Source organism: Sphingobium sp. CR28 (genome assembly GCF_052327305.1).
Taxonomy (GTDB): Bacteria; Pseudomonadota; Alphaproteobacteria; order Sphingomonadales; family Sphingomonadaceae; genus Sphingobium.
Genome location: NZ_CP182486.1, coordinates 1,719,992 through 1,746,934 on the forward strand (window position 1 = coordinate 1,719,992; position 26,943 = coordinate 1,746,934).

Genomic DNA, 26,943 nt, shown 5'->3' on the forward strand with positions numbered 1-26,943 from the left:
TAAGGCGGCAGGCCCGAAGGCCCGCCGCCCCAGGCTTTCAGAATGCGTGGCGCATACCGAATGCCACGCTGCGGCCGCGCAGAGGCGATTGATTCTTGACGAACGAGGTGTGTGCAAACGCCAGCTCGTTAAGAAGGTTGGTGCCCCGGACATAGAATTCGACAGCTTTTGCCTGGCCGAGATCGAAGCGATAGCTCAGCGTGGCATTGAGCATATCGTAGCCAGCCGTGCGCGTTTCGTAGGAGGCCACTTTGTCCTGCTCGAACATATGATAATATTCCACCTCACCTGAAAGTGGACCGGCGGTGAGATCGTACCGTGCGCCAAGCCGTCCCGGTGGAATGCGGGGAAGATTGTCGTTCTCGCTCTTCAGCTTGGCGTCAACATAGTCGCCAAAGACCGTTACGCGCGATTGCGGAGTGAGCTGGTAGCTGACCTCCCCGTCAAGTCCCGCGAAGCGCGCGTCGGCAGCCGTATAGATCAGGAAGTTGTGGGGCACGCCCGTTTCCGTCTCGGTCTCGATCAGCCTGGCAAAGACATAATCGTCGACCTTCTGATAGAAGAGACCGACCTCGAACGTGAGCGGTCCCCCGGTCTTGCGGAAGGTCAGATTGACCGCATCGGTTGTCTCCAGCACATCCTCGGCTCGCCGCCCTGCACCGCTCAACAGAGGGTTTCGCGCCGCGAGCCCGAGTTCATAGCTGTTGGTCGCGAGATTGTTACCGCGCGCATAAAGTTCGCGCACACTCGGCGCACGCTCGGTGTGGGCAAGTGAGAGCGACGCGGCAAAGCCCTTGCCGATATTCCACGTCGCGCCCAGCGACGCCGAGAAAGGATCATGCTTGACAGGCGGATTGCGGCTGAGAAACGATTTGATCGTTTCATCCTCGATGGCCTTCTTCCAGTCAGGACCATAAAAATCGCGGAAGATCGTGTCGTAAGTCGCTTCCATTTCGGGCGTCAGCGTAAACAGAAATCGCGGTCTCTCCGCCCGAATTTTTCTCCAGTCCTTGCGGACGGCAACCTCCACATCCAGCGCACCGAACGAGCGGCGCTCACTCAGGAACACACCGACATTCTCAGTGAGATGATAATAAGGAGGGACCGTGCCATAGGCGTTGTCCGGGAACGGCACGTGCAGGTCCTCGACGTTGATGCCGCTGAACCTGCCATCGGTATACTGAACGCCGAGCGTGCCGCTGAAGCCGAAGATCGGCCGATGGGTGAGTTCGAGGCGCCCATCCCAGACTTCGTTGGTATAGCGCGTGAACAACAGATCGCCATCGATCTCGTCGTGCGCATAGTCGGTATAGGATCCCCGCAGGCGGACATGGGCAAAGCCCGGCAGAAGATCATCATAGTCGCCGCGAAGGTCGATCCGGTCTGCGCGCAGTTTAATGTAAGCGGTGTGATCGTCAGCCCCGCCGAACGGGTCATCGAACGCCCCATGCGCCCCACAATGAAGGTCGAGCCCGTGGGTATGGCACACCCCGTTTATGTGGCTGTGGCCAGGCAGGCCGTAGCTGCTTTCCATTCGGCTATAGGCAGCGCCGATATAGCCTTTTGACGTGATCCAGGAGGCGCCAAAGGCATAGCTGGTGCTATTGGCAAAAGAATCGCGCAGCTTATCCGAGCCGAAGGCGTCCGGCACATCATAGTCGCCGGCTCTGCGCCGTGCGCCTTCTGCATGCACCGCAAACGGCCCCACGCCCGCAGTGACTCGGCCGACAAGCGTCTTTTCCTCGTCCCCGGTCCCAAAACGCACTTCAGTCGCGCCGGTCAGGCCATCCGCCGGCACGATCTTTGGCACCTTGCTATCGATGAGGTTGATCGCGCCATTGGTGGCATTGCCGCCATAGCGGATCGCGCTAGGCCCGCGTTGAATCTCGATCGCATCCAGCAGTAGCGGATCGGTCGTAATGGCGTGATCGGGCGAGATCGACGAAACGTCGAACAGATTGGCGCCATCCGTCAGCACCTCGATGCGCGGCAATGTCTGACCACGGATGACCGGTCGCGAGGCGCCGCCACCGAAATTGTCGAGATGAATGCCGGGAAGACCCGCCAGAGTCTCGCCCAGCCCGCCCTGACGGCGATGTGCGAGATCATCGCCCGCCAGCACCTGCACGGGCAGCGCCGTTTCCACCGCTTTGAGAGACTGCCCGGTCACCACGATGTCTCTGGAACGCCCGGTATCGCGCTCCCCCGCGTCCCCTTCTTCGGGCGCCGGCAGGGGCATCTGTGCCCAGGCAGGCATCGGCCCGCAAAGAGCAGCCGTTGTAAGAAGCGCCGCTGCGCCGCGTGAAATATGTCGTAAATGCAATGGCTTTGCTCCACCCTTCATCGGAGAGCGCCACATATGTCATGTTATATCGTTACTCAATAAGCAATTAAATTAATTGCGCCCGGCTATCAGCGATACCGATCACAAGGGTATCTCCCGCGAAATGCCGATCGCTTGACGAAATGCCGTGTCGTGACTGATGAGAAGAATCGCCCCGTCATAATCGCGCAGCGCATGTTCGATCACTTCGATCGACTCAAGATCCAGGTGATTTGTCGGCTCGTCGAGCATTAAAAGCTGCGGCACAGTTGGTGCAGACAGCACGCAGGCAAGACCGGCGCGGAGGCGTTCGCCACCGCTGAGATGCTGCACTTCCTTCTCTCCCTCGGTATTGCGGAAGGCGAAGCGAGCGAGCGCCGCGCGCGCACCGTTCTCATTCAGCTCAGGATTGAGCCGCCGCATGTTCTCGATCAGCGTCAGGGGGCCTTCCAGCAGCGTCACTGTCTGATCCAACAGAGCGAATGTCACCGGTCGCTCGATCCAGCCTGCGGTCGGCTCAGCGCCGCTCGCAGCCAGCCTGAGAACCGTGGTCTTGCCGGCACCGTTGCGTCCAATCAGGGCAACTCTTTCAGGGCCGCGCAGGTCAAATGTGAGGTCGTCAATTATGCGCCGCTCTCCGATCTCCCAACTGACATTGTGAAAGGATAGAGCGAGGCGGTTAGGTGGCAGGTGGCACTGCGGTATCACTACCTTGAGCGGGGCTGTCACCGCGATCCGCGTGCGGGCGGACGCCAATGTCTCCGCCTTGGTCGCGATCCTCTCTTCGGCACTTGATTCGCCACGACCTGCGCTGTTCTCAGCGCGCTCCCGCTGGCGTCCCATAAGGATCTTCGGCGCACTCCCGCTCGATGCATAGGCCTGCCCCGTCCGATCACGACGCGCCTGACGCTCCCGGACGGCCTGCGCTGCCTGCTTCGCCGCACGCACTTGCCGCTCGGCCTCGACCAGTTCCGCGTCAGCCCGTGCTCTCGCAGCGTCCCGCTCTGCAATCCACGACGACCACCCACCCCCATGAACAGATACACCGACCGAGGACAACGCGACGATACGATCCACGTCCTCCAGCAGCGCGCGATCGTGGCTGACAACAAGCGCGCCGCCATTCCAGCCCCGAAGGAGCGCGGCGATCGCGGCCCGGCCATCTTCATCGAGATTGTTGGTCGGTTCATCCAGCAACAGCAGGTCCGGCTGCTCGATCAACAGGCGAGCAATAGACAGTCGCGTGCGCTCGCCCCCACTGAAACTCGCTACTGGTCGGTCAAGATCAACAGCGGGAAGGCCGGCATTTGCCAGTGCTCCCTCCAGAAGATGGGGCAAAGTCCAGTTGGCCTCGGCGAAATCCTCTTCGCTCCCATTTCCTGCTTCGATGCGGGTCAATCTTGCCAGCGCCTCGGAAACGCCAAGCGCACTCGCAGCCGTCGCGTCGTCGGGAGTGACAATCTGCTCCAGAATTCCGATTGTACCATTTATGGTTATCGTGCCGGATTGCACCGGCATCTGACCGAGGATTGCGCGTAGCAACGTCGACTTGCCGGACCCATTACGGCCAACCACGCCGACGCATTCGCGCCCCACGCTCAGGGATAGATCAGAAAAGAGCAGACGCCCGCCGGGCGCGGCCAAAGCCAGAGAGTCGAGCGTAAGGAAGGAAGACATAGCGGCACCGGAAACAACACAAATGACGGGCGATTTCAGCGCGTCTTCCGGTCCATCTCATCCTCCAGGCATGATCTAATAACGATCGAACGTCATGAAGCTTAGCAAGCATGCGTTCGCATTGCAAAAGACATAGGTAGCTGCCGCGAGGACGGTCGCCATGCCGCTAGTCGATGGCCATCGATCTGCTCACTACCGCAGGAGCATGCACGCAAGAGCCATCCTGCCCGACCGCCTCACCGATCAGGATCAACGTCGGGCGATCGTCGGCAAAAGTGGAAGTTACGAGCGGCAGGAGGTCGAGCCGCGTGTGGAACCGCTTCTCCTGTGGCAGCGAGGCGTCACAGGTCACGAGTGCCGGGGTGGCGCCCGGCAAGCCGGCGGCGATAAGCGCGCGGCTGAGTTCCGGCGCCGCGTCTCGCCCCATATAGACCGCGAGCGTGCAGGCAGGGTCCGCAAGAGCCTGCCAGTCGAGGTCCAGCGCCTGCCCCCTGCGGCTGTGGGCGGTCACGAAAACGACGCGGCGGGCGATCCCGCGCAGCGAGAGCGAAAGGCTGGCCGATGCCGCCGCAGCGCTCGCCGCCGTGATGCCAGGGCAAATCCGCACGGAAGCGCCTGCTGCGCGTAGGGCCGTCACTTCCTCCGCCGTGCGAGCGAAAAGCGCCGGATCGCCGCCTTTCAGTCGCACCACCCGCTTGCCTGCAAGTGCTGCGGCGACGAGCAACTGGTCGATGCTTTGCTGGTCCTTCGAATGGCGCCCCGCACGCTTGCCGACGCTCACGCGCTCAACACCCTCGGGGATCAGATCGAGCACGCCCGGCCCTACCAGCGCGTCGTAAAAGACGATCTCCGCCGCCGCGATGAGCTTCTCTGCCTTGCGAGTCAGCAGGTCGGGATCGCCCGGCCCGGCACCGACCAGCCAGACCTCACCGGGCGCGATCATATCATTCGGCTGCATGAAGCGTCTCCCGGCTGGTTTGAGCAAGAATATTGGCGAGCGCGGGCCGGCACGAACCGCAATTGGTCCCCGCCCCAAGCGCGGCGCCGATGGCGGCAACGTCCGCCAGACCCTGATCGCGAATGGCCGCGACGATCGTGCGCACACCGACATCAAAGCAAACGCAGACGATCGTGCCGCGGTCCACCTGCGCGCCCGGCGCGCGGCCGGCCAGCACTTGCGGCCCCTGCGGTCGCGTGAGCTGGGATATCAGCCAGTCGCGCGCCGGCAATTCGCCTGTGCGAGTCATGAACAGCGTGGCAACCAGCCTGCCGTCGCGCATTATCGCGACTCTGCGCGTTCCGCGCGCGGGATCATTGGCCTCAATGCGCTCGCCCTTTGGCAGCACAGCATCCACGCCGCGCCCGTCCCCCAAGCCCGCAATCTCGAACAGGGCACCCCCGGGCACCGCGATGCGAGTCGCCCAGAGGCATGCGGGGGTTTTCGCCTCGTCGCCCTGCACAATGAGAAACCCGCGCCATTCGACCTCGACGGGTTCGATGCGGGCAGGAGCCATCTTGAAGCCCGGCTGGCCGCTGTGCGGATCGACCAGAGGGCGAGCAAGTCGACCGGTGCGGCCGCCTGTCGATTGCTGGTCGGTCCAGTGGATTGGCGTGAAGATTTCGCCCCGGCGCTGACCGGGCGCATGAGCCACGCGGAACAGGCTCTCGCCCTGGGGCGTGCTGACACGGGCCAGTGCACCATCGGCAATGCCGAGCGCGGCCGCATCCTCCGGGTGGATTTCGACCAGAGGCTCCTCGCGATGCCGCGCGAGCCGTGGGCTGAGACCCGTGCGGGTCATCGTGTGCCAATGGTCACGATAGCGCCCTGTATTGAGCACCATCGGCCAGTCCCGCAAAGCCGCTTCCGCCTCGCGCTGGATGACCGGCACAAGCCTCGCCCTGCCGTCCGGCGTCAGGAAGCAACCGTCGTGGAAGGGCTGCTCGCCACCCCAGCGGAACGGCTCCAGCGCGTCATAGTCATCATTGCCGATCGTCGCGTGCCTGCGCAGGTCAAGCACGCGCTTGCCCTCATTGCGATAGGCGGTGAGACGGGCATGTTCGCGCCAGATATCGGCCGGCCGATCATAAGCGAAGGCGCTCTGCCAGCCCATGCGCTGCGCGACCTCCTTGACGATCCACCAGTCGGGCCGGGCTTCTCCCGGCAAGGCGAAGAACGGCCGCTGACGGCTTATCGTTCGGTCCGAATTGGTGACGGTGCCGTCTTTCTCCCCCCAGGCGGCCGCAGGCAGGCGGACATGCGCGTGGTGGGACGTGTCGGTATCGGCGACCACATCGGAAACGACGACAAAGGGGCAGATTTCCAAGGCTTCGCGCACACGACCAGCATCCGGCAAGGAGGCCGCAGGGTTGGTCGCCATCACCCACAGCGCCTTGACCCGGCCTTCACCAATGGCGCGAAAGAGATCGACCGCCTTCAGCCCCGGCTTGGTCGCCATGCGCTCGGCCGCCCAGAAGCGACCGACATCCGCCACATCCTCGTCGCCAAATCCGCGATGTGCCGCGAGCGTGGACGCAAGACCGCCAACTTCGCGCCCGCCCATCGCATTGGGCTGTCCCGTGATGGAGAAAGGGGCAGCGCCCGGCTTGCCGATGCGGCCGGTCGCAAGATGCACGTTGATGATCGCATTGACCTGATCGGTGCCGCGGATCGACTGGTTTATGCCCTGACTGAACATAGTGACGGTGCGCGGGGTCGCGGCGAAGAGATCGAAGAAGCGCTGGATATCGGCGGGCGGCAGGTCGCAGGTCTGCGCGACACCCCACAGATCGTGATAGGCATCGAGCGCGTCCCAAAAGCCGTCCGGGACTGCGACATGATCGGCAAGATAACGCTCGTCCACCAGTCCCTCGCGCCGACAGTGGGCAAGCAGGCCGTTCATCAGCGCGACGTCCGTGCCGGGCTTGAGCGGCAGATGCAGGTCCGCATCCTCGCAGGTTTCCGTCCGGCGCGGGTCGATGACGACAAGCCGGGTGCCCCGCGCCGCGCGGGCGGCCATGATACGCTGATAGACGATCGGGTGACACCATGCGGTGTTCGATCCGACCAGCACGATAAGATCGGCAGCATCCAGATCGTCATAGCTGGCCGGGACGACATCCTCACCGAATGCCCGCTGATGGCCAGCCACCGCGCTCGACATGCAAAGCCGTGAATTGGTGTCGATATTCGCAGAGCCGATGAAGCCCTTCATCAGCTTGTTGGCGACATAATAGTCTTCGGTAAGCAGCTGGCCGGAAACATAGAACGCGACGCTGTCCGGCCCGTGCCGCGCGATGGTATCGCGAAAGCGCCTCGCCACCAAGTCGAGCGCCTTGTCCCAGCTAGCCGGGCGCTGACCGATCATCGGATGGAGCAGGCGTCCCTCAAGGCCTACCGTTTCGCCCAGATGCGTGCCTTTTGAGCACAGACGGCCGGCATTGGCTGGGTGATCGGGGTCGCCCTTTATCTCCACCGACCGTTCGCCCTTCGCCGTCGCGCGGATACCGCAGCCGACACCGCAATAAGCGCAGGTGGTGCGGACCGCGCCGGTCATCTCAGGCTGCGGCCTTCAGCGTGCTTGCCCGGCAGATCAGCACGCGGCCACCGTCGATCTTGACCGGGATGGTCGGCGTGCAGCCCTTGTCCTCGCCCTGAGCCTGCCCGGTGGCGAGCGCGATGTTCCAGTTGTGCAGCGGGCAGGTGACACTGTGCCCGTGGACGATGCCCTGGCTCAGCGGGCCGGCTTTGTGGGGGCAGCTGTTGCGCAGGGCGAACAGCTTGTCATCGCCGGTCCGGAAGACCGCGATCTCGCCAGCGCCATCCACGGTGACCGTGCGGCTGCCACGCACGGGAATCTCGTTCACCCAGCCGATGTCGAGCCACTCGCCGATCATGCCATTTCCTCCGCTTTAAGGGGTTTGAACTGCGCCATATGCGCGTGCTGCTCACGCTCGGCGCCGTCAGCGCGCTGCGCCCATGGGTCGTCTTGGCTGAAGCTCTGCGAGTAGAGGAAGCGGCTGCGCAGCGCCTCTCGGCCGGGCTCGTCCTCCACGATCCGCGCCTTCACATAATCGATGCCGACGCGCTCGATCCACGGCGCGGTACGCTCGAGGTAACGCGCCTCCTCGCGATAGAGCTGGATGAAGGCTGCGCAGTAATCGAGCACCTGCTGCTCGGACGTGACGCGGCAGAGCAGGTCCGTGGCGCGAACGTGAATACCGCCATTGCCCGCAACATGCAGCTCGTAGCCTGAGTCCACGCAGACCACGCCGAAATCCTTGATGGTCGCTTCCGCACAATTTCTGGGGCAGCCCGAGACAGCGATCTTGAACTTGTGCGGCATCCACGAGCCCCAGCTCATTTTCTCCAACCGCACGCCCAGACCCGTCGAGTTCTGCGTTCCGAAGCGACACCAGTCAGCCCCCACGCAGGTCTTCACGGTGCGCAGCGACTTGCCATAGGCATGACCCGAGACCATGCCCGCCGCGTTGAGATCGGCCCAAACCGCTGGCAAATCCTCCTTTTTGATGCCGAAAATGTCGAGCCGCTGGCCGCCCGTCACCTTGACCATCGGCGCATTGAACTTCTCGACGACGTCAGCGATGGCACGCAGTTCGCGCGGGTTGGTGAGGCCGCCCCACATGCGCGGCACGACAGAATAGGTGCCGTCCTTCTGGATGTTGGCGTGCAGGCGCTCGTTGACGAAGCGGCTCTGCTGATCGTCGACATAATCGCCCGGCAGCGCGCAGAGCAGATAATAATTGAGCGCCGGGCGGCAGGAGGAGCAGCCATCGGGCGTTGACCAGTGCAGCCTCTGCATCACCTCGGGGATCGACGTCATCCCCTGTGCGACGATCTCCCGGCGCACATCGTCATGCGTGAAGCTCGTGCATTTGCACATCGTCTTCGGCCCGGACTGAACATCGTCGCCGAGCGTGAGCGCGAGCAACGTCTCGACCAGACCGGTGCAGCTGCCGCAGCTCGCCGATGCCTTGCACGTGGCCCGCACGGCGTCGAGGCTATGCGCGCCCTTGGCGATGCAGGAGACCACCTGCCCCTTGGAAACGCCGTTGCAGCCGCAGATCTCGGCATCGTCCGAGAGCGCCGCAACGGCGGCCTTAGGGTCCGCCTGGGCACCTCCCGACGCGAAGGCCTGACCGAAGATGAGCAGATCACGCAGCTCCGCGACGTTCTCGCCCTTCCTGAGAAGATCGAAATACCAGCTGCCGTCCGCAGTGTCGCCGTAGAGCACGGCGCCGACGATGCGATCATCCTGCAGAACGAGGCGCTTGTAGACGCCGCGGCTGGCGTCACGCAGCACGATGTCCTCGCAGCCCGCGCCGGCGCCCGAGAAATCGCCGGCAGAGAAGACGTCGAGCCCGGCGACCTTGAGCTTTGTCGAAGTCACCGACCCGCGATAGGGGTTGGCCTTTCCGGTGAGACCGTCAGCCAGGCTCCGGCACATGTCCCACAGCGGCGCGACCAGGCCGTAGACATTGCCGTCATGCTCCACGCATTCACCGACGGCCAGCACGTCTGGATCGGAGGTAACCATATGGTCATCCACCTTGATGCCGCGACCGACATCCAGCCCCGCCTCGCGGGCGAGCGCCACGGAAGGGCGGATACCGACGGCCATCACGACGAGGCTGGCAGGAATGTCCTTGCCGTCTTTCAGGCGCACGCCCTCGACCTTCCCCTCGCCGTAGATCTCGGCAGTATCGGCGCCAGTCAGGATCGTCTGGCCCCGTGCTTCCAGCGCGGTCTTCAGCAGCCAGCCCGCCGCTTCGTCGAGTTGACGCTCCATGAGCGTCGGCATGATGTGCAGCACCGTCACTTTCATGCCGCGCAGCGTCAGGCCGTGCGCAGCCTCCAGCCCCAGCAGGCCGCCGCCGATCACCACTGCGTCGCCACCCGCCTCGGCAGCGTCCACCATGGTGTCCACGTCCTTCATGTCGCGGAAGCTGATGACGCCGGGCAGATCCTTGCCCGGAACGGGAATGATGAAGGGATCGGAACCGGTAGCGATCAGCAGCTTGTCATAGCCGACCGTGCGGCCGCTCTGCGCCGTGACGCAGCGAGCTGCGCGATCAATGGCTGTCACAGGATCGGAAACGACGAGGTCGATGCCGTTGCTCTCATACCAGGCGCGATCGTTGATGATGATGTCATCGAACCGCTTTTCTCCGGCGAGCACCGGGGACAACATGATGCGGTTGTAATTCACATGCGGTTCGGCGCCGAAGATGGTGACGCGGTAGCGACCAGGGTCGCGCGCCAGCAGTTCCTCGACGGCGCGGCAACCAGCCATGCCGTTGCCCACCACCACCAGATGCTCGCACGGCGCGGCACTGTCGCGCTCCGGCGCCTCGGCCGCAGTCTCGCGGGGAGAATAATCCTGGAAATCCATGCCCAAGCTCCAAAACGAAAAAGCCGCCATCCGGGCCTCGGCTCTGAACCGAAACCTGGATGGCGGCTTTGCCATCACGATGCGCCTTGATGATCCATCCTCGGATCTTCGCGGCTATGAAAATGTCGGGCTTCATCGCCCTTCGCACTGCAACATGACTGCAAAAGCGACGGGGCGCAAGCGATTCTCGCCGCGTCCGGTCTAAAGCATCCAGTCGATCTGCAGCCACAGCTTGCGCGTGTCGGTCGCGAAACGCTGCGCCGTATAATGCGCGAACCGCGCGGAGAGGGTCGTCCGCCGCACCTTCACGCTGGCGAGCAGATCAATCTCGTCGCCATAATGCTGGCCCAGCCGGTCGCTGTCGAAGCGATGGTACACGGCCTGCACCGATACGGCGTCTGCACCCGCCAGCTTCGACCAGCCATAGCCGGCCCCGGCGTACAGGTCGCGTACGCCATTGGGCGGCGTGGTCAGGAACTTGTCGGCCCAGCCTTGAAATTTGAAGTTTGTGCCAAGCGGCGTCTGGAAACTGGTGAGCGGAGCGCCGCTGCTTGCCCCCATCACTTCATAGCCGCCCATCAGCTTGAGCGCCTTCACATCGAGAGAAAGATCGGCCAGCCAGTAGTCCGCGCCATATTGGCTGGGATTGTTATGATAGTCCTTCTGCCACGCATAGCTCAGCGCATAGCCGAGCTTGACCTCTTTCGAGAGCATGCGCGATCCCGCCAGTCGGCCGCCATAGGTCTGGCTGGACAGGCGGAAACTCTGCACGGCGGCCTCGTCCTGATCGACCAGATAGGCAAAGCCGGTGAGCGTGCCGACCGGGGTCGCGTAGGAAAGGTTCGCGAGTAGATTGTCACCACGCACGGCGGCTTGCCTCGCCCCGCGCCCCTCGGTCCCCCATATGGTGCGCACGCTCCACACATAGGCCATGTCGAGCTTCAGCCCTTTGGCCGGCGTCAGCTCCGCGCGCACGCCATCAAAGGTCTGGGCATTGTCGCGAAACGCCACATTGCCGACGAAGCGCTCATCATCCAGCACGATTTTCTGCCGCCCCGCAGTCAGCGTCACGGCCTTTGTGTGATATTGCAACTGGACGATGTAGAGCGCCACATTCTCCGGGTCTGCGACGAGAGGCCGGTTCGACAGTCCCTTCAAGCCATCAAAATAATCATCGACCAAGGCCAGCGTCCCCTGGGCCACGACCGTTGCCGAAAGCGCTCCGCTCGTGGCCATCGCACCGCCACGGGCCCGCACGGTCACAGCATTAGCCTCTTTCGACAGTCCGGCCTGATCGACGGTTTCGTAGCGAAGCCGCCCTTCGGCGATCGGCTTCAGACTGATCTGCTGAGCACACGCCGGCCCGGCGACGGCCAGTGCGGCCGCCGGAATGAGAAAGCATTTCATGGAAGTCCCCCTCCAGGACGCGCGGATCGAGCGTCGGGCGAGGCGACGCCATGCGCCGCCTCGCAGCAGATCAGATGCGTGCGCCCGTATCCCAGTTCGTGCGCCACTTGCCCTTGACCAGCGTGATTCCCACCAGGGCCAGCAGAGCGAGCCCCGCAAAGATCAGGAAGCCCGGCGCGAAGGTTCCGGCGAGTTGCTTGGCGAAACCGAGCGAGGAGGCAAGGTAGAAGCCGCCAATGCCGCCTGCCATGCCGACGAGGCCAGTCATGACACCGATCTCGCTCTGGAAACGCTGGGGCACGAGTTGGAAGACGGAGCCGTTTCCGATGCCAAGTGCCAGCATCGCCAAGATGAACAGGCCGAGCGCGCTCCCGAGCGTGGGAGCCATTGCGACACCGGCCAGCGCAATCGCCGCGACGATGAACACGATCGTCAGCGCCTTGATCCCGCCGATCCGGTCGGCCAGTGCGCCGCCCATCGGCCGCACCAGCGATCCCGCGAAAACGCAGCCCGCCGTGCAATATCCGGCGAGGATTGTCGTCAGGCCGAACTGATCGGTGAAGTAGATGGTGAGCGACGACGCAAGGCCCGAGAAGCCGCCAAAGGTGACGGCATAGAAGCCCATCAACCACCAGGCGTCAGCGGTCTTGAGCGGCAGGAAATATTCCGCAAACCGCTTGGGTGCGGGCTGGTTCGGCGAATCCTTGGCCATGACGATGTAGACCGCAAGCACGATGGTGAGCGGGATGCAGGCAAGGCCCAGAACCGCGTTCCAGCCAAACATCTTCGCGAGGATCGGCGCGAACAGCGAGGCGAGCACCGTTCCGGAGTTGCCCATGCCAGCCAGGCCCATGGCCTTGCCCTGATGCTCGGGCGGATACCAGCGGCTGGCGAGCGGCAGCGCGATCGAGAAGCTCGCACCAGCGAAACCGAGCACGAAGCCGAGCGCCAGCGTGCCGGTGAAGCTGTTGACCCCCAGCATCCAGGCGCCGAACAGACCGGCAATGACGATGATCTGGTTCAGCACACCGGCCATTTTCGGCCCGATGCGATCCACCAGCAGGCCGTTCGCGACCCGAAGCAGTGCGCCCATCAGCGTGGGCGTCGCCACCATCAGGCCTTTTTCTGCGGGTGTGAGAGCGAGTGTCTTCGCGATCTCGGGAGCAAGCGGTCCCAGCAACACCCAGACCATGAAGGCAAGGTCGAAATACAGAAATGCCGCAATGAGCGTAGGCGTATGACCCGCTTGCCAGAAGCCGTCTTCACTGGTGTCGCTGTCGGTCTCGGGCGCACGAATGTCGCGTATGATGGTAGCCATGTCACGTCCCCCTGATGGATCGTGGAAACGAAAAAAGCCGCTCGACGGACAACCGCGCGATCTGCGCGACATCCGTTCAGCGGCTTTGCTGCGAAAATTGGGAGGACAGGCTCGGCTCCATCGGCGGAGCGGCTGTCCATATCTGTCACGCCTCATCGCGCGACAGGGATGACTATCTCGCGATTCGTTTCATGTTGCAAGGCACAATTTTGTAAACGCCGTTCAGCGCAGCGGAGTAAAGCCCGCCAGATAGTCGTCGATCTTCTCAGGGTCGAACACACGCCCGTCAAAAAAGCGATCCGGCCCCAGTGTCAGCTTGCCTTCCTTAGACCCGACGGGCAGTGGCTGATTGACCGCACCCTCCACCTTCATACTCGCACCGGGCATCGACACCCCACTGTCAGCGAGCGCGCGACGATAGATATCCGGACGGAACACCGCGCTCGCCTTTGCGACCATGGCCGGCTCATGCGCAACCATCCCCCAGCGGACAAGCTGCGAATAGATCCACAGGGCCTGACTGCGCCAGGGGAAGGACGACGCCTCCCGACCAAACAGCATGAAGTCGGCGCTGGAAACGGGGGGATCGCCCGCGCGTGCGATGATTTGACCGGATAGCGCCCTCTCGATGAGATGGGCTGGCTGGTCGATATAGCGCGAATCGGCCAGAAGGTTTGCCAGCGCTTCCCGGTTGCCGGGGTCGTCACACCAGGCTGCTGCGCGCGCGAGTGCCGGCAGCAGCCGGTCTGCCGTTTCGGGATTGTCCTGAAGCCAGCTCTCGCGGCACGCGAGCACCTTCTCCACGCCGCGGCTCCAGATGCGCTCACCAATGGCAACTGCTTCAGCGAGCCCCGCTGCCACCGCCGCACTGCCCCATGGTTCGCCCGCGATGAAGCCGTCAATTTCGCCCGCGCGCATCGCCTCCACTGTGAGGGACGGCGGCAGGACACGCAGCACCACATCCCGGTCGGGGTCCACGCCCGCATTCGCCAGCCAGTAGCGCAACATGAGCGAATGGCTGGAAAAGCGATGAACCACGCCGATGACGGGCTTGCGCCGCCACAGGCCAATGGCTGTCGCAAAATCATGGGCCGTCCCCAGCGGATCTGACAGCCGCGCAACGACATCGGGCTCCAGTGCCTTGGCGAAATCGCCGGCCATGACGAGCATGTTGCCATTGACGTTGAGCTTATAGGGCGCCGCCAAAGCTGCCGGCTGCTGGCTGAGACCGAGAGTCACGGCGACCGCGAGCGGCGCGAGCATATGCGCGGCCTCGACCTGACCGAAGACCAGTCGATCGCGCAGCGTAGCCCAGCTGGTCGTGCGAACGAGATCGAGGGCCAGCCCTTCTTCTTCGGCGAACCCGCATTCCCGTGCGGCTACCAGCACGGCGGCATCCGTCAGGGGAAGAAAGGCGATCTTCAGGCTCGTCGTCATAGTCCTCCTCCCAGAAGGTCGCTCGCCGTGATGAGAGCCTGTGCCACTTCCACGATCTTCTTGCCCTGGTTCATTGCTGCGGATCGGAGCAGCGCATAGGCCTCCTGCTCGCTAAGGGAGCGCTGGTTCATCAGGATCGACTTGGCTCGGTCGATGATTTTTCGATCGGACAGCGCCGTGCGCGCCTCGTCCAGCTCCGCCTGAATCTTGGCAAAGGCATTGAACCGGCGCACCGCCAGTTCGAGAACCGGTTTCACGCGCTCCTTCCGCAAGCCATCGACGACGTAGGCGGAGACCCCCGCGTCGATTGCCGCACCGATCATGCTTTCGTCGGACTGGTCCACAAACATCGCGATCGGCCGGGCAAGGGCGCGACTGACGCTGAGCATTTCCTCCAGCGTATCGCGACTGGGGCTGCCCAGGTCCATGAGGACGACATCGGGCGCCATACGCTCCAGCCGGGCGACGAACGCGCCGCGCGGCGGGACGATATGAATATCGTCATAGCCCGCTTCGCGCAGCCCTTCTTCCAGCACCGTCGCGCGCGCGCCGCTGTCATCAATGATGACGATTCTCACCCGAACCCCCTTCGCACCTGCGAACACAAATGCATCGTGCAGGGTCGCGCGTCAATTTGATGGAAAGCGTTAGGTTCCGATCGGTGCGGGCATTGCCGCGATCGCGCCGGCTCTCCTTGTCATCGGCGTGGGCATCAGCTTCCCATGGGGATTGATGAACGGTCTTGCGGTCAGCGTTGTGCCTAACGAACGTGCCGGCATGGCGGCAGGCATCTTTGGAACCGTTCGCGTGGCGGGAGAGGGCATTGCTTTAGCGCTGGTAACGGCACTGCTGAACGGCCTGGCACAATCGCAGGGTGTCAGACCTCATTCCGCAGCCAGGTAACTCGTCGGCGATCGCGCTGCGGCTCGCCACGGGCGATCTGAATGGCGCGTCGGCGCTCGCTCCTCACGTCCCGCTACCAATACTGCTCGCGGGCTACGGTCACGCTTTCAACCCGCTGACTGTTCGCCTCGCCGCTGTAACGCTCGCGACCGCGGTAGTCGTGTTCATCTCACTGCGACGACCAGTGGTCCATTGATGATCAGCATCGCAGGGTTGATTGGCGGCTCTCCCCACGTGGTAAAGGCTTCACCGCGTCGGCAACCTCATTTTGTTTCGCACGCTCGCGCAGATCAAGCAGAATGCCCACTGCCACCGCTTCGAGCCCTGACTAGCTTTGTCGAACACGGTGCAGTGATCATGCGCGGTGTGCAATAATTCGGAAAGTCCCGGTTTCTTACAGTTGCAACCACTCGTTGCTCGACCCGGCGAATGCTATGGCATTATCGACACGAAAACTTTCTCTGAAAGACGTCACGATGCCAAATCGTCAGCGCTCATTGCGCTTGAGGCCGCAGATCTGGGCCACATTCGCTTTTATGTTCTCGTTGTCTGAGACTTCTGGTTCGGCAAAGGTCGCTCCCTGCCCTGTCATTCGAACGTCCACGTCGACGGAGCAGATGCAATATGGTCTCAATCCAGCAAAGCCGTTGATCGAGCGCATCGGCCCGCCATCTGCGGAAGCCCTATCGAGCTACAGGAATGCCGGGCACAGTGAGGCGCAGACACATCGGCTGACGCAATCCGAGAAAGCAAGACTGGACCGGGCGTTATCGAAGCTGCCGGCGTTGCACCGGGAGATTCTGCGTCATCATCTCCGGTCCATCAGCTTCATCGACGTATCCGGCGGGGGTGGGAGCGGACTCACCTCGCGGATCGACGACGGCGAGTTTGCGATTTTCGACTTCACCCTACGCGCCGGAATTCTCGAAGAATCGCTGTCAGAGTTCCTGACGAACAAAGAGCAAATGCTGTTCGCAGACGAACCATCCGGGGGGGCGGTGAGCATCAACGCGTCCGGTAACGCACTCGAATACGTGCTCCTGCATGAGGCGTCGCACATCGTAGACCAGGCTCTTCGGCTCACGTCCACCCTTGATCCGCGCTTTACCACCGATGTCTGGATAGGCAGCAGAGACCTTGCGCCCGTCTGGGCGGGATCCCTGCTTGCAACAACCCCATTTCGGCGGTCGCCCAAAAACCCTATCTCGTCAGCGCCGGACCTATACAGGTCGCTGGCAACCAGTCCCTTTATCTCGATCTACGCGACAGCGGCCGCAGCGGAAGACTTCGCCGAACTGGTCGCGTGGCAACAGCTCTCCATTCACAGCCAGCGCGTGTTGGAGATCGTTGTCCGTGACGGAAGCGGTAAGCCGATATACCGGCTGAAACCAATTGATAGACCAATAATCAGGACGCGCCTCCTTGCCGTGAAGGACTTGCTGGCAGCGTGTGCCGTCGCCGGTTCGGCGAAAGGTGCCTGAGTGTGACCTCGCCTTTGACAACGGACAAAGCAACCGGATGGCGCATGATCGTGCTGACGGCGATGGGCGGGGCGCTCGAATTTTATGACTTCATTGTTTACGGTATTTTCGCGCAGCTCATCGCCGCTGCCATCTTCCCGCCCGACTATGGCTTCAACGCGTTATCGCTATCCTTTGCGATCTTTGCGATAGGCTATCTGGCGCGACCTCTCGGTGGGATGGTTTCAAGCCATTTTGGCGATCGTTATGGTCGCAAGACCGTGTTCATCGTCACGATCTTCATCATGTCCGTCTCCACCTTCGCGATAGGGCTGGTTCCCACCTATGCATCATGGGGATGGGCTGCGAGCCTCACGCTGCTATTTCTGCGGTTCGTGCAGGGGTTGTGCATCGGCGGCGAGTTACCGGGCGCAATCACATATGTCTTCGAAACCGCTGAGCGCCGACCTGGCCTCGCCTGTGGCATCGTCATTGCGCTGGTTAACGGTGGCGTGTTGCTGGCCGCGTCAGTAAATCTGATACTGGAAACGTGGCTGCCGCCTGCCGTAATGCATGATTATGGCTGGCGGATCGCCTTCATCATCGGTGGTATGATGGGGTTGCTAAGCTTCTGGTTGCGACGCTCGATCGAAGAAACACGCGAATTTCTGCTTATGCGGAGCCGCGCGTCATCTTGGCCCGTTCGAGAAGTGCTCGCCACACACCAGGGCGCGATCCTGCTTGGCTGCGGGGTCACTTTGCTCACCGCAGGGTTCAACGGCCTGTTCTTTGCACACATGCCGGCATATCTGGTGCAGGTTCTTGGCTATGACAGGCACCCGGTGGCGCTCGCGATGAACGTCGCACTTTTCTTCATGTCGCTATCACTCCTGGGCGCATCCTGGTGGGCGGACAGGGTTTCGCCATGGTGGCTTTTGATGGCATCATCCATATTGCTTCTGTTCGGCGGACCGGCCGCCTACATTATGTTGGCCACAGGTCACGCGAACCTAATGATCGTGCTCTCGCTTTTGGCGCTGATAGTATCCGGAGCAAACGGCAGCTTCGCCCTTCTGTTGGCACGGCTTTTCCCAGCTCGAATAAGGTTCAGTGGCGTGGCTCTGTCGCTCAACATAAGCTTCACGCTGCTAAGCGGACTGGGACCGCTAATCGCGAACGGACTGATCGGCGCTACCGGGTGGAACGCAGCACCTGGCCTGATCATTGCCGCCGTCGCGTTGGTCGGCTTTTTCGCGAGCATAACCCTGTGCAAGCGCGAACGTGGCTGCGTCGGTAAGCTGCAATCGTAATATCCCACCGGCACGCCGCAATAAATAGGTAGTCCAATCCGAGGCTTCTGGAACTCCATTTTTGAAGGAGTTTCCGATGGACACCAGCACATCTCGGATAATCGAGTCCTCCGAATATTCTGAAGAATTAGGTCAACTTCCAATAGAACGAATCAATGTTGCACAAGCCGAGCTGTTCCAAGCCGGAATTGCTTCCCGCTACTTTGAACGACTGCGCAAGGAAGCGCCTGTTCACTATTGTGCGGACAGCATGTTCGGCCCCTATTGGTCCATCACCAAACATGAGGATATCGAGGCGGTCGAGCTCGATACCGCGACCTATTCATCTGAGCTGGCGAATGGGGGCGTCACGATCGCGTCACACCCCAACGAACCAGACTTCCTGCCCGCCTTCATATCGATGGATCCCCCGCGCCATACGCAACAACGGCGCGTGATTGCCCCGGCTTTCTCACCCGAGCGTATGGAGGTTCTGGCCGGACCGATCCGGGCCTGGTCGATCGAAATCCTGGAGGGATTGCCGATCGGCGAGCCGTTCGACTGGGTGGACCGCGTGTCGATCGAGCTAACGGCGCGTACGCTCGCTTTGCTGCTGGGCTTCCCACAGGAACGGTCGCGCGACCTGATCCGTTGGTCGGAAGCGATGGTGGCAATGGTAGGCACGGAGGCATTTCCAACGATCGCGGACAAGCTGCGCGTGATGAAGGAGTGTTTCGACGCATTCGACGATATCTGGGAGGAGCGGCGGCGTTCACCTGCCGATGCGGATCTGATTTCCATGCTCGCCACCCAACCGGCGACCCGAAACATGCCGCGTTCCGAATTACATGGAAATATTCTGCTACTGATCGTCGGCGGGAACGACACCACACGCAATAGCATCACAGGTAGCGTGGTGGCGTTCGATCGCTTCCCTTCGGAACTGAAGAAGCTGCGCAACGACTTGGCACTTATCGGGAACCTGACACCGGAAATCCTGCGCTGGCAGACGCCCGCCTTACATATGCGCCGCACTGCAACCTGCGACACTGTGTTGAAGGGGCAAAGGATCGCAAAGGGCGATAAGGTCGTCCTGTGGTACTTGTCTGGCAACCGCGACGAGGACGTGTTTGAAAGGGCCGACCAGTTCATGATCGATCGCCCCAACGCGCGACGCCATCTTGCGCTGGGCGTTGGCATCCATCGATGCGTCGGTGCCCGGCTCGCGGATCTGCAAATCCGGACCTTGTGGGAAGAGATACTAAAACGGTTCCCGCGCATTGAAGTTTTGCAGGAGCCGGAGCGCACCCGCTCAACCTTCATCCATGGCTATCCCGCATTGAAGGTCAGCATAGCCGAACGATATCGTGATCGTTCATGACAAAGGTAACCAGGCACCGTCGGACTGTCATCAACGAGACTGTGGCGATCCTTAGCCAACCTCCTCTGGCCCGTCCTTCGCAGGAGTAGCGACGGGCTCGACCACAGAGGTCAACAGACTCGGTCGGGGCGCACCGGTCTTCTTGGACCGGTGCGCCATTTCATATGCAACGATGAACTTTCTGGCTGCAACCGTCCTGACGCCTCGGGATCGCCGACTCCAATTCAGCGGTCGATATGTCTGTAGAGCGCGTCCCCGAGGTGCCGCATGCGGCCGTTAAGCTCTCCCAGCTCCGCTGGGGATTCGCCGGACGCCGTGAGTAAAGCGTTGCCAAGGCAGCCGGCCCGCGATCGGAGATCGCGTCCTTTCGACGTCAGAGCGATCAGCACCTGCCGTTCGTTTTCAGGATTGCGCGTCCGGGTTACCAGACCAGCGGTCTCAAGCCGCTTCAAAAGCGGCGTCAACGTACTGGATTCAAGAGCCAGGCTCTCGGCGATCGTGCCAACGGTCTGACCGTCCGATGCCCACAAAACATTCAGCACCAGATACTGCGGGTAGGTCAATCCAAGCTCGTCGAGCAGCGGTTTGTAGAGGCGCTGTATCGCTATGCCGGCGGAATAGACCGCGTAGCAAAGCTGATCATTCAACGGCACAGGGCCTTCTGATTTTCCTACCATTCGTCGTCGCCTCGACCTTTCACACGAGAAAATCATATCGCGATAATCTTTCTCGGTTCAAGGTGGTGTTGGCCTTTAGAATGGAGGCAAACTTGGGCCGCCAAGAATGATCACGGTTGCAAGGTCGACAAGCGTTGCGACGGGGCGGCAGCAGTGCCGGGACCGGCAACAGCAATCGCAATCTTTGATTGCATTCGTAGCCTGCGAGGTTGGGTGGTAGTCTTTTCGTCGCTCAGTCCGGCGACCAGGCTAGCATGCCGACGCAAGCTTCCCCTGCTGATGCTAGCCGATCGTTTGTTGCGGAAATTCTCGAGCACTTCGCGCTCTGTGCATTCGCGCATCATCCCTCAGCCGCAACATTAGAGATGGCAGAAGAGATCCATCGCAGGCGCGCGCTGCGACGGGAGATCAGCAAATCGGCTCGCCATGAGCGCCCGGGTCCTGTCGAAAGATTGAGCATGTACGACACCATCTCCTCGTTACTTCGCCGACCAGCGGCCGCTTTTGTGGCTAGGGTGCTCGTCACCCTGCCGTTCTGGACAAGCGGTCTTGCAAAGCTGATCAACTTCGAGGACGGAGTCGCGGAGATGGCACATGCCGGGCTACAGCCCGCTATAGCGTTCAACCTCGCTACCATCGCCACTCAGCTCATAGGATCTGTGTTGATCGTCCTCAACCGCGGCGCGTGGCTGGGCGCCGCGGCGCTTAGTCTGTTCACCGGACTGACGATCCTTCTCGTCCATCACTTCTGGGCAATTGCGGAGGAACCGTTTCGCACCATCGCCCTCCATGTGGCGATCGAGCATGTCGGGATGATCGGTGGGCTAATGCTTGCAACCATGCTCTCCGCCCATGTCGGTGCAACGAGCGTCGCTACGCAAGGTTGACCGAGAGAGACCTAGTTGACCCCGCATAGGCGATGACGCCCGCCGAGATCTCCGGGCTGCTTGTTACAGCCGGCTAAGTTGAACCGGAAACAGACAAGGAACCTTTGGCGACCTTCGTCATGGCACGTCCTCGTTGAAAACAGGACATGGGGGCCGGTCATCGAAGGGGATGGAGCATATTTTCAGGCCGGGCAGGTCACGCCGTTGCATGAGCCGCGCCGAGAACGGACAAAAATATTTCATCATCTTTATTTGATGGTATTGCTAAATTGATATAATTGATACGTAAATGACGGCGACCGACTTGAGTCGGACGCTCCGTGCCCATTCGCGCCGTCCCGATACCCTGCCGGTCGGACGTGGCAGGGAACGGTTTCCCCGAGTGGGCAAGGCCAACCGCGCGCTTTCCCTCGGCGCTGCGACCAATGGCTTGCGCCCTCGGGGAAGGACGAAGTTCGAGCAGGACGTGATGGAGCAGCAAATGACACACTCGAACGAATATGATGCGGACTTTGAGCGCCGCGCCAATGAGAACCAGGCTCGGCTCACGGCCGACCTGCAGCCGGCATATGACTTCATCGTGTGCGGGGCGGGCTCATCTGGCTCCGTCGTCGCCCGACGGCTTGCCGAGCAGGAAGGCGTACAGGTGCTTCTCATCGAGGCTGGCGGCAGCGACGCGGTCGAACAGGTCATGGACCCCGCCCAGTGGCCAGTGAACCTCAGCAGCGAGCGCGACTGGGGTTTCGTTGCCGATCCTAATCCCCACCTCAATGGTCGTGAACTGGCCATGTCGATGGGCAAGGTGCTTGGCGGGGGCTCAAGCGTGAATGTAACCGTTTGGGCGCGCGGTCATAAGAACGACTGGGACTTCTTCGCCGCGGAGGCGGACGATCAGCGCTGGAGCTACGCAAACGTGCTCGACACGTACCGCCGAATCGAGAACTGGCAGGGAGAACCTGATCCGCAGTATCGCGGGAGCGGCGGTCCTGTCTGGGTCCAGCCCGCCGCCAATCCAAGCCCTGTGGCGTTGGCCATGCTCGATGCGGCGAGCGAACTGGGCATCCCAACCTTCGAAAACCCGAATGGCCGCATGATGGAGGGCGCAGGTGGCGCGTCCATCACCGATACTCTGATCCGTGACGGCCGCCGTCACTCTCTCTTTCAGGCCTATATCCGCCCTTGGCTCGACCGACCAAACTTGACTGTCCTGACGGAAACCACGGTCCTGCGCGTGATTTTCGACGGTCGGCGGGCGACCGGTGTCGAGATCGCCAACCGCGGCGGGATCCGTACCATTTCAACTCGTCACGAGGTCATACTTTCGCTGGGCGCGATCCAGACCCCCAAGGTGCTTATGCATTCCGGGATTGGTGATCAGGCCGAATTGAACCGGTTTGACTTGCCTGTACTCCAGCATCTGCCCGGTGTCGGCGCGAACCTGCAGGATCATGTGTCGTTCGGCTGCACCTGGGAGTATAAGGAGCCGATCGCTCCGCGTAACAGCGGCAGTGAGGCCAAGCTCTACTGGAAGAGCCGTCCCGATCTGGAGGCCCCGGACCTCCTATTCTGCCAGGTTGAGTTCCCGGTTCCGAGCGACCGTACCGCCGCATTGGGCGTTCCAGAGAATGGCTGGACGATGTTCGCTGGATTGGCTCAGCCGCACAGTCGCGGACGGCTTCGTCTCCGTAGCTCCGATCCGCTTGCGCGACTTCAGATCGACGCGAACATGTTATCTGACCGCGCCGATGTAGAGGCGGCTGTGGCCTGTGTTGAGCTCTGTCGCGATCTTGGCAACGCGGCGGCCTTCCGTCCGCTGGTGAAGCGCGAAGCGATGCCTGGAAACCTGAAGGGCGAAGCCATGCGCAATTATATCCGGGATGCGGCGGTAACCTACTGGCACCAGACATGTACCGCCAAGATGGGGCGTGATGACATGTCGGTCGTCGACGGGTCACTGCGCGTTTACGGGGTCGACGGCCTCCGCATTGCCGACGGTTCAGTCATGCCCCGCGTCACGACCGGTAACACCCAGGCACCCTGCGCGATAATTGGTGAACGTGCAGCGGAGGCAATCCTTTTCGCCCACGGCGCCTAACGCGTTTCGCGGTTGTCCCAGGGCCACGAGCGGATATCAGGTGACCGCGCTGTCAAGCGCGGTCGCCTGTAACACCCCTCCACGCCGAGGGAGGCAAGACGGAATTTCTCCATGAGCGACCTTTTCCTCAGCGCAGATATTGCTGCGCCCTCACCGATCGGCCGCGCCCTCATCATCGATGAGGACACCCGACGGCGCGCATCCATTGTGTCCCACTTCGTCGACAATCAGTGGGCCGCAGTCGGAACTGGTCAAAGCCAGATCGCTCGTCACGTCCAGTGCCGGCAGCTCAGCCTTGTCGCCCTTAGCGCACGCTCCGGATTCGGTAATGCCCTGGACGTCTTGCGGCAGATTCGATCGCGCTCGCATGTGCCGCTTATCATGTACCGAGAAGGTGTGGACGATGGCGTGCAAGGTGTCCTCAGCCTGGAAATGGGCGCCGATGACTTCATGACCGGAAGCCTCAATCTACACGAACTCCTCGCCCGTGCCCGGGCAGTCCTTCGTAGGCAGGAACTGGGGCGGCTCGCGCCACAGCCGTCACGGGGAGGTTACCGGTTCGCTGGCTGGGAATTGCAGCATGCAACCCGGGCCCTTATCTGCCCTTCGGGAACGTCGGTCGTTCTGACACGCAGCGAATACGCGCTACTTTGTGCACTTCTCGAAGCGCCGGGCCGGACGCTCTCACGCCTACATCTCATGCGGGCAACGCGCGCGCACGACGATATATACGACCGAAGTATTGACGTGCAGGTCCTGCGGTTGCGGCGCAAATTAGTCGGCGATTCACGCAAACGTGAACTTATCAGGACTGAACGCAGTTTCGGCTATCGGCTCGATGCGGAAGTCGAGACTCTCTATTGATCAGGCACGGACGGGCTGGACGAAACCCGCCCCAAAGGCCGCGTACAAGAACCCGGCACATTTGAATGAGTCCAGGCCCGCACGCCGCACGAGAGGTTGGTCATTCCTTGAAAGCACTGATAGGAAATCGGGATGACCAGAACCGAGAAGGACATACTTACAACCGCCGAGACCGCCAAACTGCTCGGCGTCTCGACACGGACCGCGCAACTGTTGATCGAGGCCGGAACCATCCCCTCTTGGAAGACTCCCGGGGGCCACCGACGCGTTTACCGCTCCGACGTGATGTCCATCGTCGAGCAACCGGAAGCGAAGACGGAGGTCAATGTCTCAGCTATCGTCGTCGCCATTGGGTCGAGCGTGCGCCTGCAGCGATACCAACAGATTTTTAAGCCAGCGAGCGGCATCGTGCTTGAAGTCTTCGAAGACGTGCTCGCGGCGCTTGTCGCAATCGGATCGATGCGCCCGTTAGCTGTGCTTGTTGACGCTGAGGGAGAAGGCGCGGATCGTGCCCCCCTCCTACACAGCTTATCGGCTAACCCATCGCTGTCCGGGAGCCGCATCATAGCCGTCGGGTCCGCTGCCGGGTCGACCGAGGCATCCGGTCGGGTTGAAAACGTGGCCACGCCTGAGGAGGCGCTCACCAAGGTCACGGCGTCCTTCAAAGAAGACGCAAGCGCGAACGCAGAGATCGAGGAGGGTATACCGGTTGCGCTCAATGAGGGGCAGCGCTTGCTTGCGCTGGAGCGGGCGGGCTTGGTCGATACCGAGCCTGAGGATGCCTTCGACCGTCTGACCTGGCTCGCTTCGCAGATGCTTAATACGCCGATCTCGCTGTTGACCCTCCTCACGGCTTCACGCCAGTGGTTCAAATCGCGCGTTGGGCTTAATCTCACGGAGACGCCGCGAAGCTGGGCGTTCTGCAATCACACGATCATGCAAAAGGAAGTGTTCGCTATAGAGGACCTCTCCACCGACCCTCGGTTTGCGGACAACCCTGCGGTCGCAGGAGAACCGAAGTTTCGCTTTTATGCGGGCGCTCCGGTCCTCGATCCAGACGGGTTCGTGGTCGGGTCGTTGTGCGTGATCGATCAGATTCCGCGTAAACTCCAAGACCGCGAGCGGCGCATCATCTCCGAGCTTGCGGCCGTCGCATCGGACGAACTTCGCCTGCGGACACTGGATCGGAAACCAGCGGTGGCGCGCTTCGCTCGTGGTGAAGCCAACCGGGGTCGTGCAGCGGTCGCGTAGCGACGGAAATCTCCCTTCACCGCGATAATGCGCGGTAAAGATTAATGTCCACCTTCAGATAGGCGCGTGATCCGCCTCGGGCGGAAGCGGGGTAAATGCGACGCTCGATCGTCAACCTTTCGCGCTCGACAAGAGGGTCGCTCGATGGAATCGCATTCCTGAACGTGCGTGATTTCCCCGATTATTGGGCACGGGACCGATCAACCCAAAAAAGGGCTGGACATCCATAACATATATCGCGATAAACATTATCACGATACTAAACAGGAGGTCGGTTATGAGCCTGCTTTATACTACATCCGCTACCGCTACCGGGGGACGAACTGGCCGCGCAAGCATTGACGACGGTACGCTTTCGCTTCCGCTGGTCACCCCGAGGGAACTCGGCGGTCCCGGTGGTGAGGGTACGAACCCGGAACAGCTCTTTGCATGCGGCTACGCTGCGTGCTTTCTCAGCACACTGCGTTTCGTCGCTGGCCGCCGCAAGTTGACCCTGGCCGACAATATAGAGGTGCAGGCGGTCGTCGGTATCGGATCGCGCGCCGATGGTGGCGGATTCGGGCTGCAGGTCGGGCTGACCGTAACCATCCCTGGCATGAACCAGGAGACAGCGACCGAACTGGTGGACGAAGCTCACATTGTTTGCCCTTACTCGCACCTCGCCCGCGAGGGCATCGCCGTTCGACTGATCATCGCCTGAAATCAAGCCAAAGAGGAGATTTGAAATGTCCAGTAAGTTCATCAAGCTTTCCGTCGCGGCCGCTGTCCTCGGCTTCACTAGTGTCAGTCTGAGCGAAAGCGCCAACGCCCAGCATGTCCGCCAAGCTGGCCCCGCAAAGAACGTCGTCCTCGTTCATGGCGCGTTCGCAGATGGATCGGGTTGGCGCGCGGTCTACGAAAATCTGAAGAAGCGTGGCTACCGCGTGACCGTGGTGCAGAATCCACTAACTTCGCTCGCAGATGACGTGGCAGCCACCAAGCGGGCGCTGGACCAGCAAAGCGGACCGACGATCCTTGTCGGGCATAGCTGGGGCGGGACCGTCATCACCGAGGCAGGCGTCCATCCAAATGTCACGGGCTTGGTTTACGTATCGGCACTGTCCCCGGATGCAGGCGAAACGACCGCCCAGCAATATGACGGCTATACGACGCCGCCTGAATTCGTGCTCAAGACAACGAGCGACGGCTACGGCTATATAGACGCGGACAAGTTCAAGGCTGGTTTCGCTGCCGACGCTTCGGACGCTGACGCGGGCTTCCTTCGGGACTCACAAGTGCCGATCAACATGTCCGCCTTCAGCGTGAAGTTGAACAACGCGGCGTGGCGGTCGCGGCCAAGCTGGGCGGTCATCGCAACCGATGACAAGGCGTTCGACCAGCGGATGCTGCGCGCCATGGCCACTCGGATTGGCGCCAGGGTGACGGATGTGAAGGCGAGCCATGCCGTCTTCATGACACAGCCAAAAGTCGTGGCGGAGGTGATCGACCGCGCTGCTCATGAGGCGGCTGCCACGGCCCGCTGAGCGAGCGGATCCCAGTAGAAAAGGGGGCGGAGCCACAGGTC

The 26,943-nt window shown here is 61.8% G+C and carries 20 protein-coding genes; 9 read left to right on the plus strand and 11 right to left on the minus strand.

The features are described 5' to 3' along the window. Positions 1 to 37: 37 nt before the first annotated feature. From ACNAOH_RS08290 to ACNAOH_RS08335, 10 genes are all read right to left on the minus strand, one after another. A complete protein-coding gene (locus tag ACNAOH_RS08290) occupies positions 38 to 2,257 on the minus strand; it encodes a TonB-dependent receptor domain-containing protein (protein WP_443969725.1) in 2,220 nt (739 codons plus the stop codon). Positions 2,258 to 2,425: 168 nt separating this feature from the next. After that, positions 2,426 to 4,000 (minus strand): ABC-F family ATP-binding cassette domain-containing protein, encoded by a 1,575-nt coding sequence (locus ACNAOH_RS08295; RefSeq protein ID WP_443969726.1) that lies wholly within the window; start codon positions 3,998 to 4,000, stop codon positions 2,426 to 2,428. Positions 4,001 to 4,166: 166 nt separating this feature from the next. Then, positions 4,167 to 4,958 (minus strand): uroporphyrinogen-III C-methyltransferase, encoded by a 792-nt coding sequence (gene cobA / locus ACNAOH_RS08300; RefSeq protein ID WP_443969727.1) that lies wholly within the window; start codon positions 4,956 to 4,958, stop codon positions 4,167 to 4,169. Beyond that, complete coding sequence (locus ACNAOH_RS08305; RefSeq protein WP_443969728.1) at positions 4,945 to 7,554, minus strand: molybdopterin-dependent oxidoreductase; 2,610 nt, start codon at positions 7,552 to 7,554, stop codon at positions 4,945 to 4,947. The genes cobA and ACNAOH_RS08305 overlap by 14 nt, the downstream gene beginning before the upstream one ends. A gap of 1 nt (position 7,555) precedes the next feature. Further along, positions 7,556 to 7,894, minus strand: a complete 339-nt coding sequence (nirD, locus tag ACNAOH_RS08310) for a nitrite reductase small subunit NirD (protein ID WP_443969729.1) — start codon at positions 7,892 to 7,894, stop codon at positions 7,556 to 7,558. Continuing rightward, positions 7,891 to 10,410, minus strand: coding sequence for a nitrite reductase large subunit NirB (gene nirB, locus ACNAOH_RS08315; protein ID WP_443969730.1), 2,520 nt, complete (start codon positions 10,408 to 10,410; stop codon positions 7,891 to 7,893). Before nirB ends, nirD begins: the two co-directional genes overlap by 4 nt. 201 nt (positions 10,411 to 10,611) lie before the next feature. Next, positions 10,612 to 11,817, minus strand: a complete 1,206-nt coding sequence (locus ACNAOH_RS08320; RefSeq protein WP_443969731.1) for a hypothetical protein — start codon at positions 11,815 to 11,817, stop codon at positions 10,612 to 10,614. Between the two features lie 70 nt (positions 11,818 to 11,887). After that, entirely contained in the window at positions 11,888 to 13,135 is a 1,248-nt protein-coding gene (locus tag ACNAOH_RS08325) for a nitrate/nitrite transporter (protein WP_443969732.1), read from the minus strand. A 222-nt stretch (positions 13,136 to 13,357) separates the two neighbouring features. After that, complete coding sequence (locus tag ACNAOH_RS08330; RefSeq protein ID WP_443969733.1) at positions 13,358 to 14,572, minus strand: CmpA/NrtA family ABC transporter substrate-binding protein; 1,215 nt, start codon at positions 14,570 to 14,572, stop codon at positions 13,358 to 13,360. Beyond that, positions 14,569 to 15,150, minus strand: a complete 582-nt coding sequence (locus ACNAOH_RS08335; RefSeq protein ID WP_443969734.1) for an ANTAR domain-containing response regulator — start codon at positions 15,148 to 15,150, stop codon at positions 14,569 to 14,571. The genes ACNAOH_RS08330 and ACNAOH_RS08335 overlap by 4 nt, the downstream gene beginning before the upstream one ends. Positions 15,151 to 16,092: 942 nt before the next feature. On the opposite strand from ACNAOH_RS08335, the gene ACNAOH_RS08340 reads away from it, so the two are divergent. From ACNAOH_RS08340 to ACNAOH_RS08350, 3 genes are all read left to right on the plus strand, one after another. Then, positions 16,093 to 16,956 (plus strand): hypothetical protein, encoded by an 864-nt coding sequence (locus ACNAOH_RS08340; protein WP_443969735.1) that lies wholly within the window; start codon positions 16,093 to 16,095, stop codon positions 16,954 to 16,956. A 44-nt stretch (positions 16,957 to 17,000) separates the two neighbouring features. Continuing rightward, on the plus strand, positions 17,001 to 18,245 hold the full coding sequence (locus tag ACNAOH_RS08345) for an MFS transporter (protein WP_443969736.1): 1,245 nt from the start codon (positions 17,001 to 17,003) through the stop codon (positions 18,243 to 18,245). A 76-nt stretch (positions 18,246 to 18,321) separates the two neighbouring features. Further along, positions 18,322 to 19,605 carry a cytochrome P450 gene (locus ACNAOH_RS08350; protein WP_443969737.1) on the plus strand — a complete coding sequence of 428 codons (1,284 nt, stop codon included), beginning with the start codon at positions 18,322 to 18,324 and terminating at the stop codon, positions 19,603 to 19,605. 224 nt (positions 19,606 to 19,829) lie between these two features. Here the strand turns inward: ACNAOH_RS08350 and ACNAOH_RS08355 are convergent, their stop codons facing one another. Next, entirely contained in the window at positions 19,830 to 20,282 is a 453-nt protein-coding gene (locus tag ACNAOH_RS08355; protein WP_443969738.1) for a MarR family winged helix-turn-helix transcriptional regulator, read from the minus strand. A 458-nt stretch (positions 20,283 to 20,740) separates the two neighbouring features. On the opposite strand from ACNAOH_RS08355, the gene ACNAOH_RS08360 reads away from it, so the two are divergent. The 6 genes from ACNAOH_RS08360 (at position 20,741) to ACNAOH_RS08385 (ending at position 26,902) form a co-directional block, all read left to right on the plus strand. Further along, on the plus strand, positions 20,741 to 21,169 hold the full coding sequence (locus ACNAOH_RS08360) for a DoxX family protein (RefSeq protein ID WP_443969739.1): 429 nt from the start codon (positions 20,741 to 20,743) through the stop codon (positions 21,167 to 21,169). Between the two features lie 304 nt (positions 21,170 to 21,473). Continuing rightward, positions 21,474 to 23,264, plus strand: a complete 1,791-nt coding sequence (locus tag ACNAOH_RS08365; protein WP_443969740.1) for a GMC family oxidoreductase — start codon at positions 21,474 to 21,476, stop codon at positions 23,262 to 23,264. A 111-nt stretch (positions 23,265 to 23,375) separates the two neighbouring features. Further along, positions 23,376 to 24,128, plus strand: coding sequence for a winged helix-turn-helix domain-containing protein (locus ACNAOH_RS08370; RefSeq protein ID WP_443969741.1), 753 nt, complete (start codon positions 23,376 to 23,378; stop codon positions 24,126 to 24,128). A 132-nt stretch (positions 24,129 to 24,260) separates the two neighbouring features. Beyond that, positions 24,261 to 25,379, plus strand: coding sequence for a GAF domain-containing protein (locus tag ACNAOH_RS08375; RefSeq protein WP_443969742.1), 1,119 nt, complete (start codon positions 24,261 to 24,263; stop codon positions 25,377 to 25,379). 277 nt (positions 25,380 to 25,656) lie between these two features. Further along, positions 25,657 to 26,079 carry an organic hydroperoxide resistance protein gene (locus ACNAOH_RS08380; RefSeq protein WP_443969743.1) on the plus strand — a complete coding sequence of 141 codons (423 nt, stop codon included), beginning with the start codon at positions 25,657 to 25,659 and terminating at the stop codon, positions 26,077 to 26,079. 25 nt (positions 26,080 to 26,104) lie between these two features. Continuing rightward, positions 26,105 to 26,902, plus strand: coding sequence for an alpha/beta fold hydrolase (locus ACNAOH_RS08385; protein WP_443969744.1), 798 nt, complete (start codon positions 26,105 to 26,107; stop codon positions 26,900 to 26,902). Positions 26,903 to 26,943 lie beyond the last annotated feature (41 nt).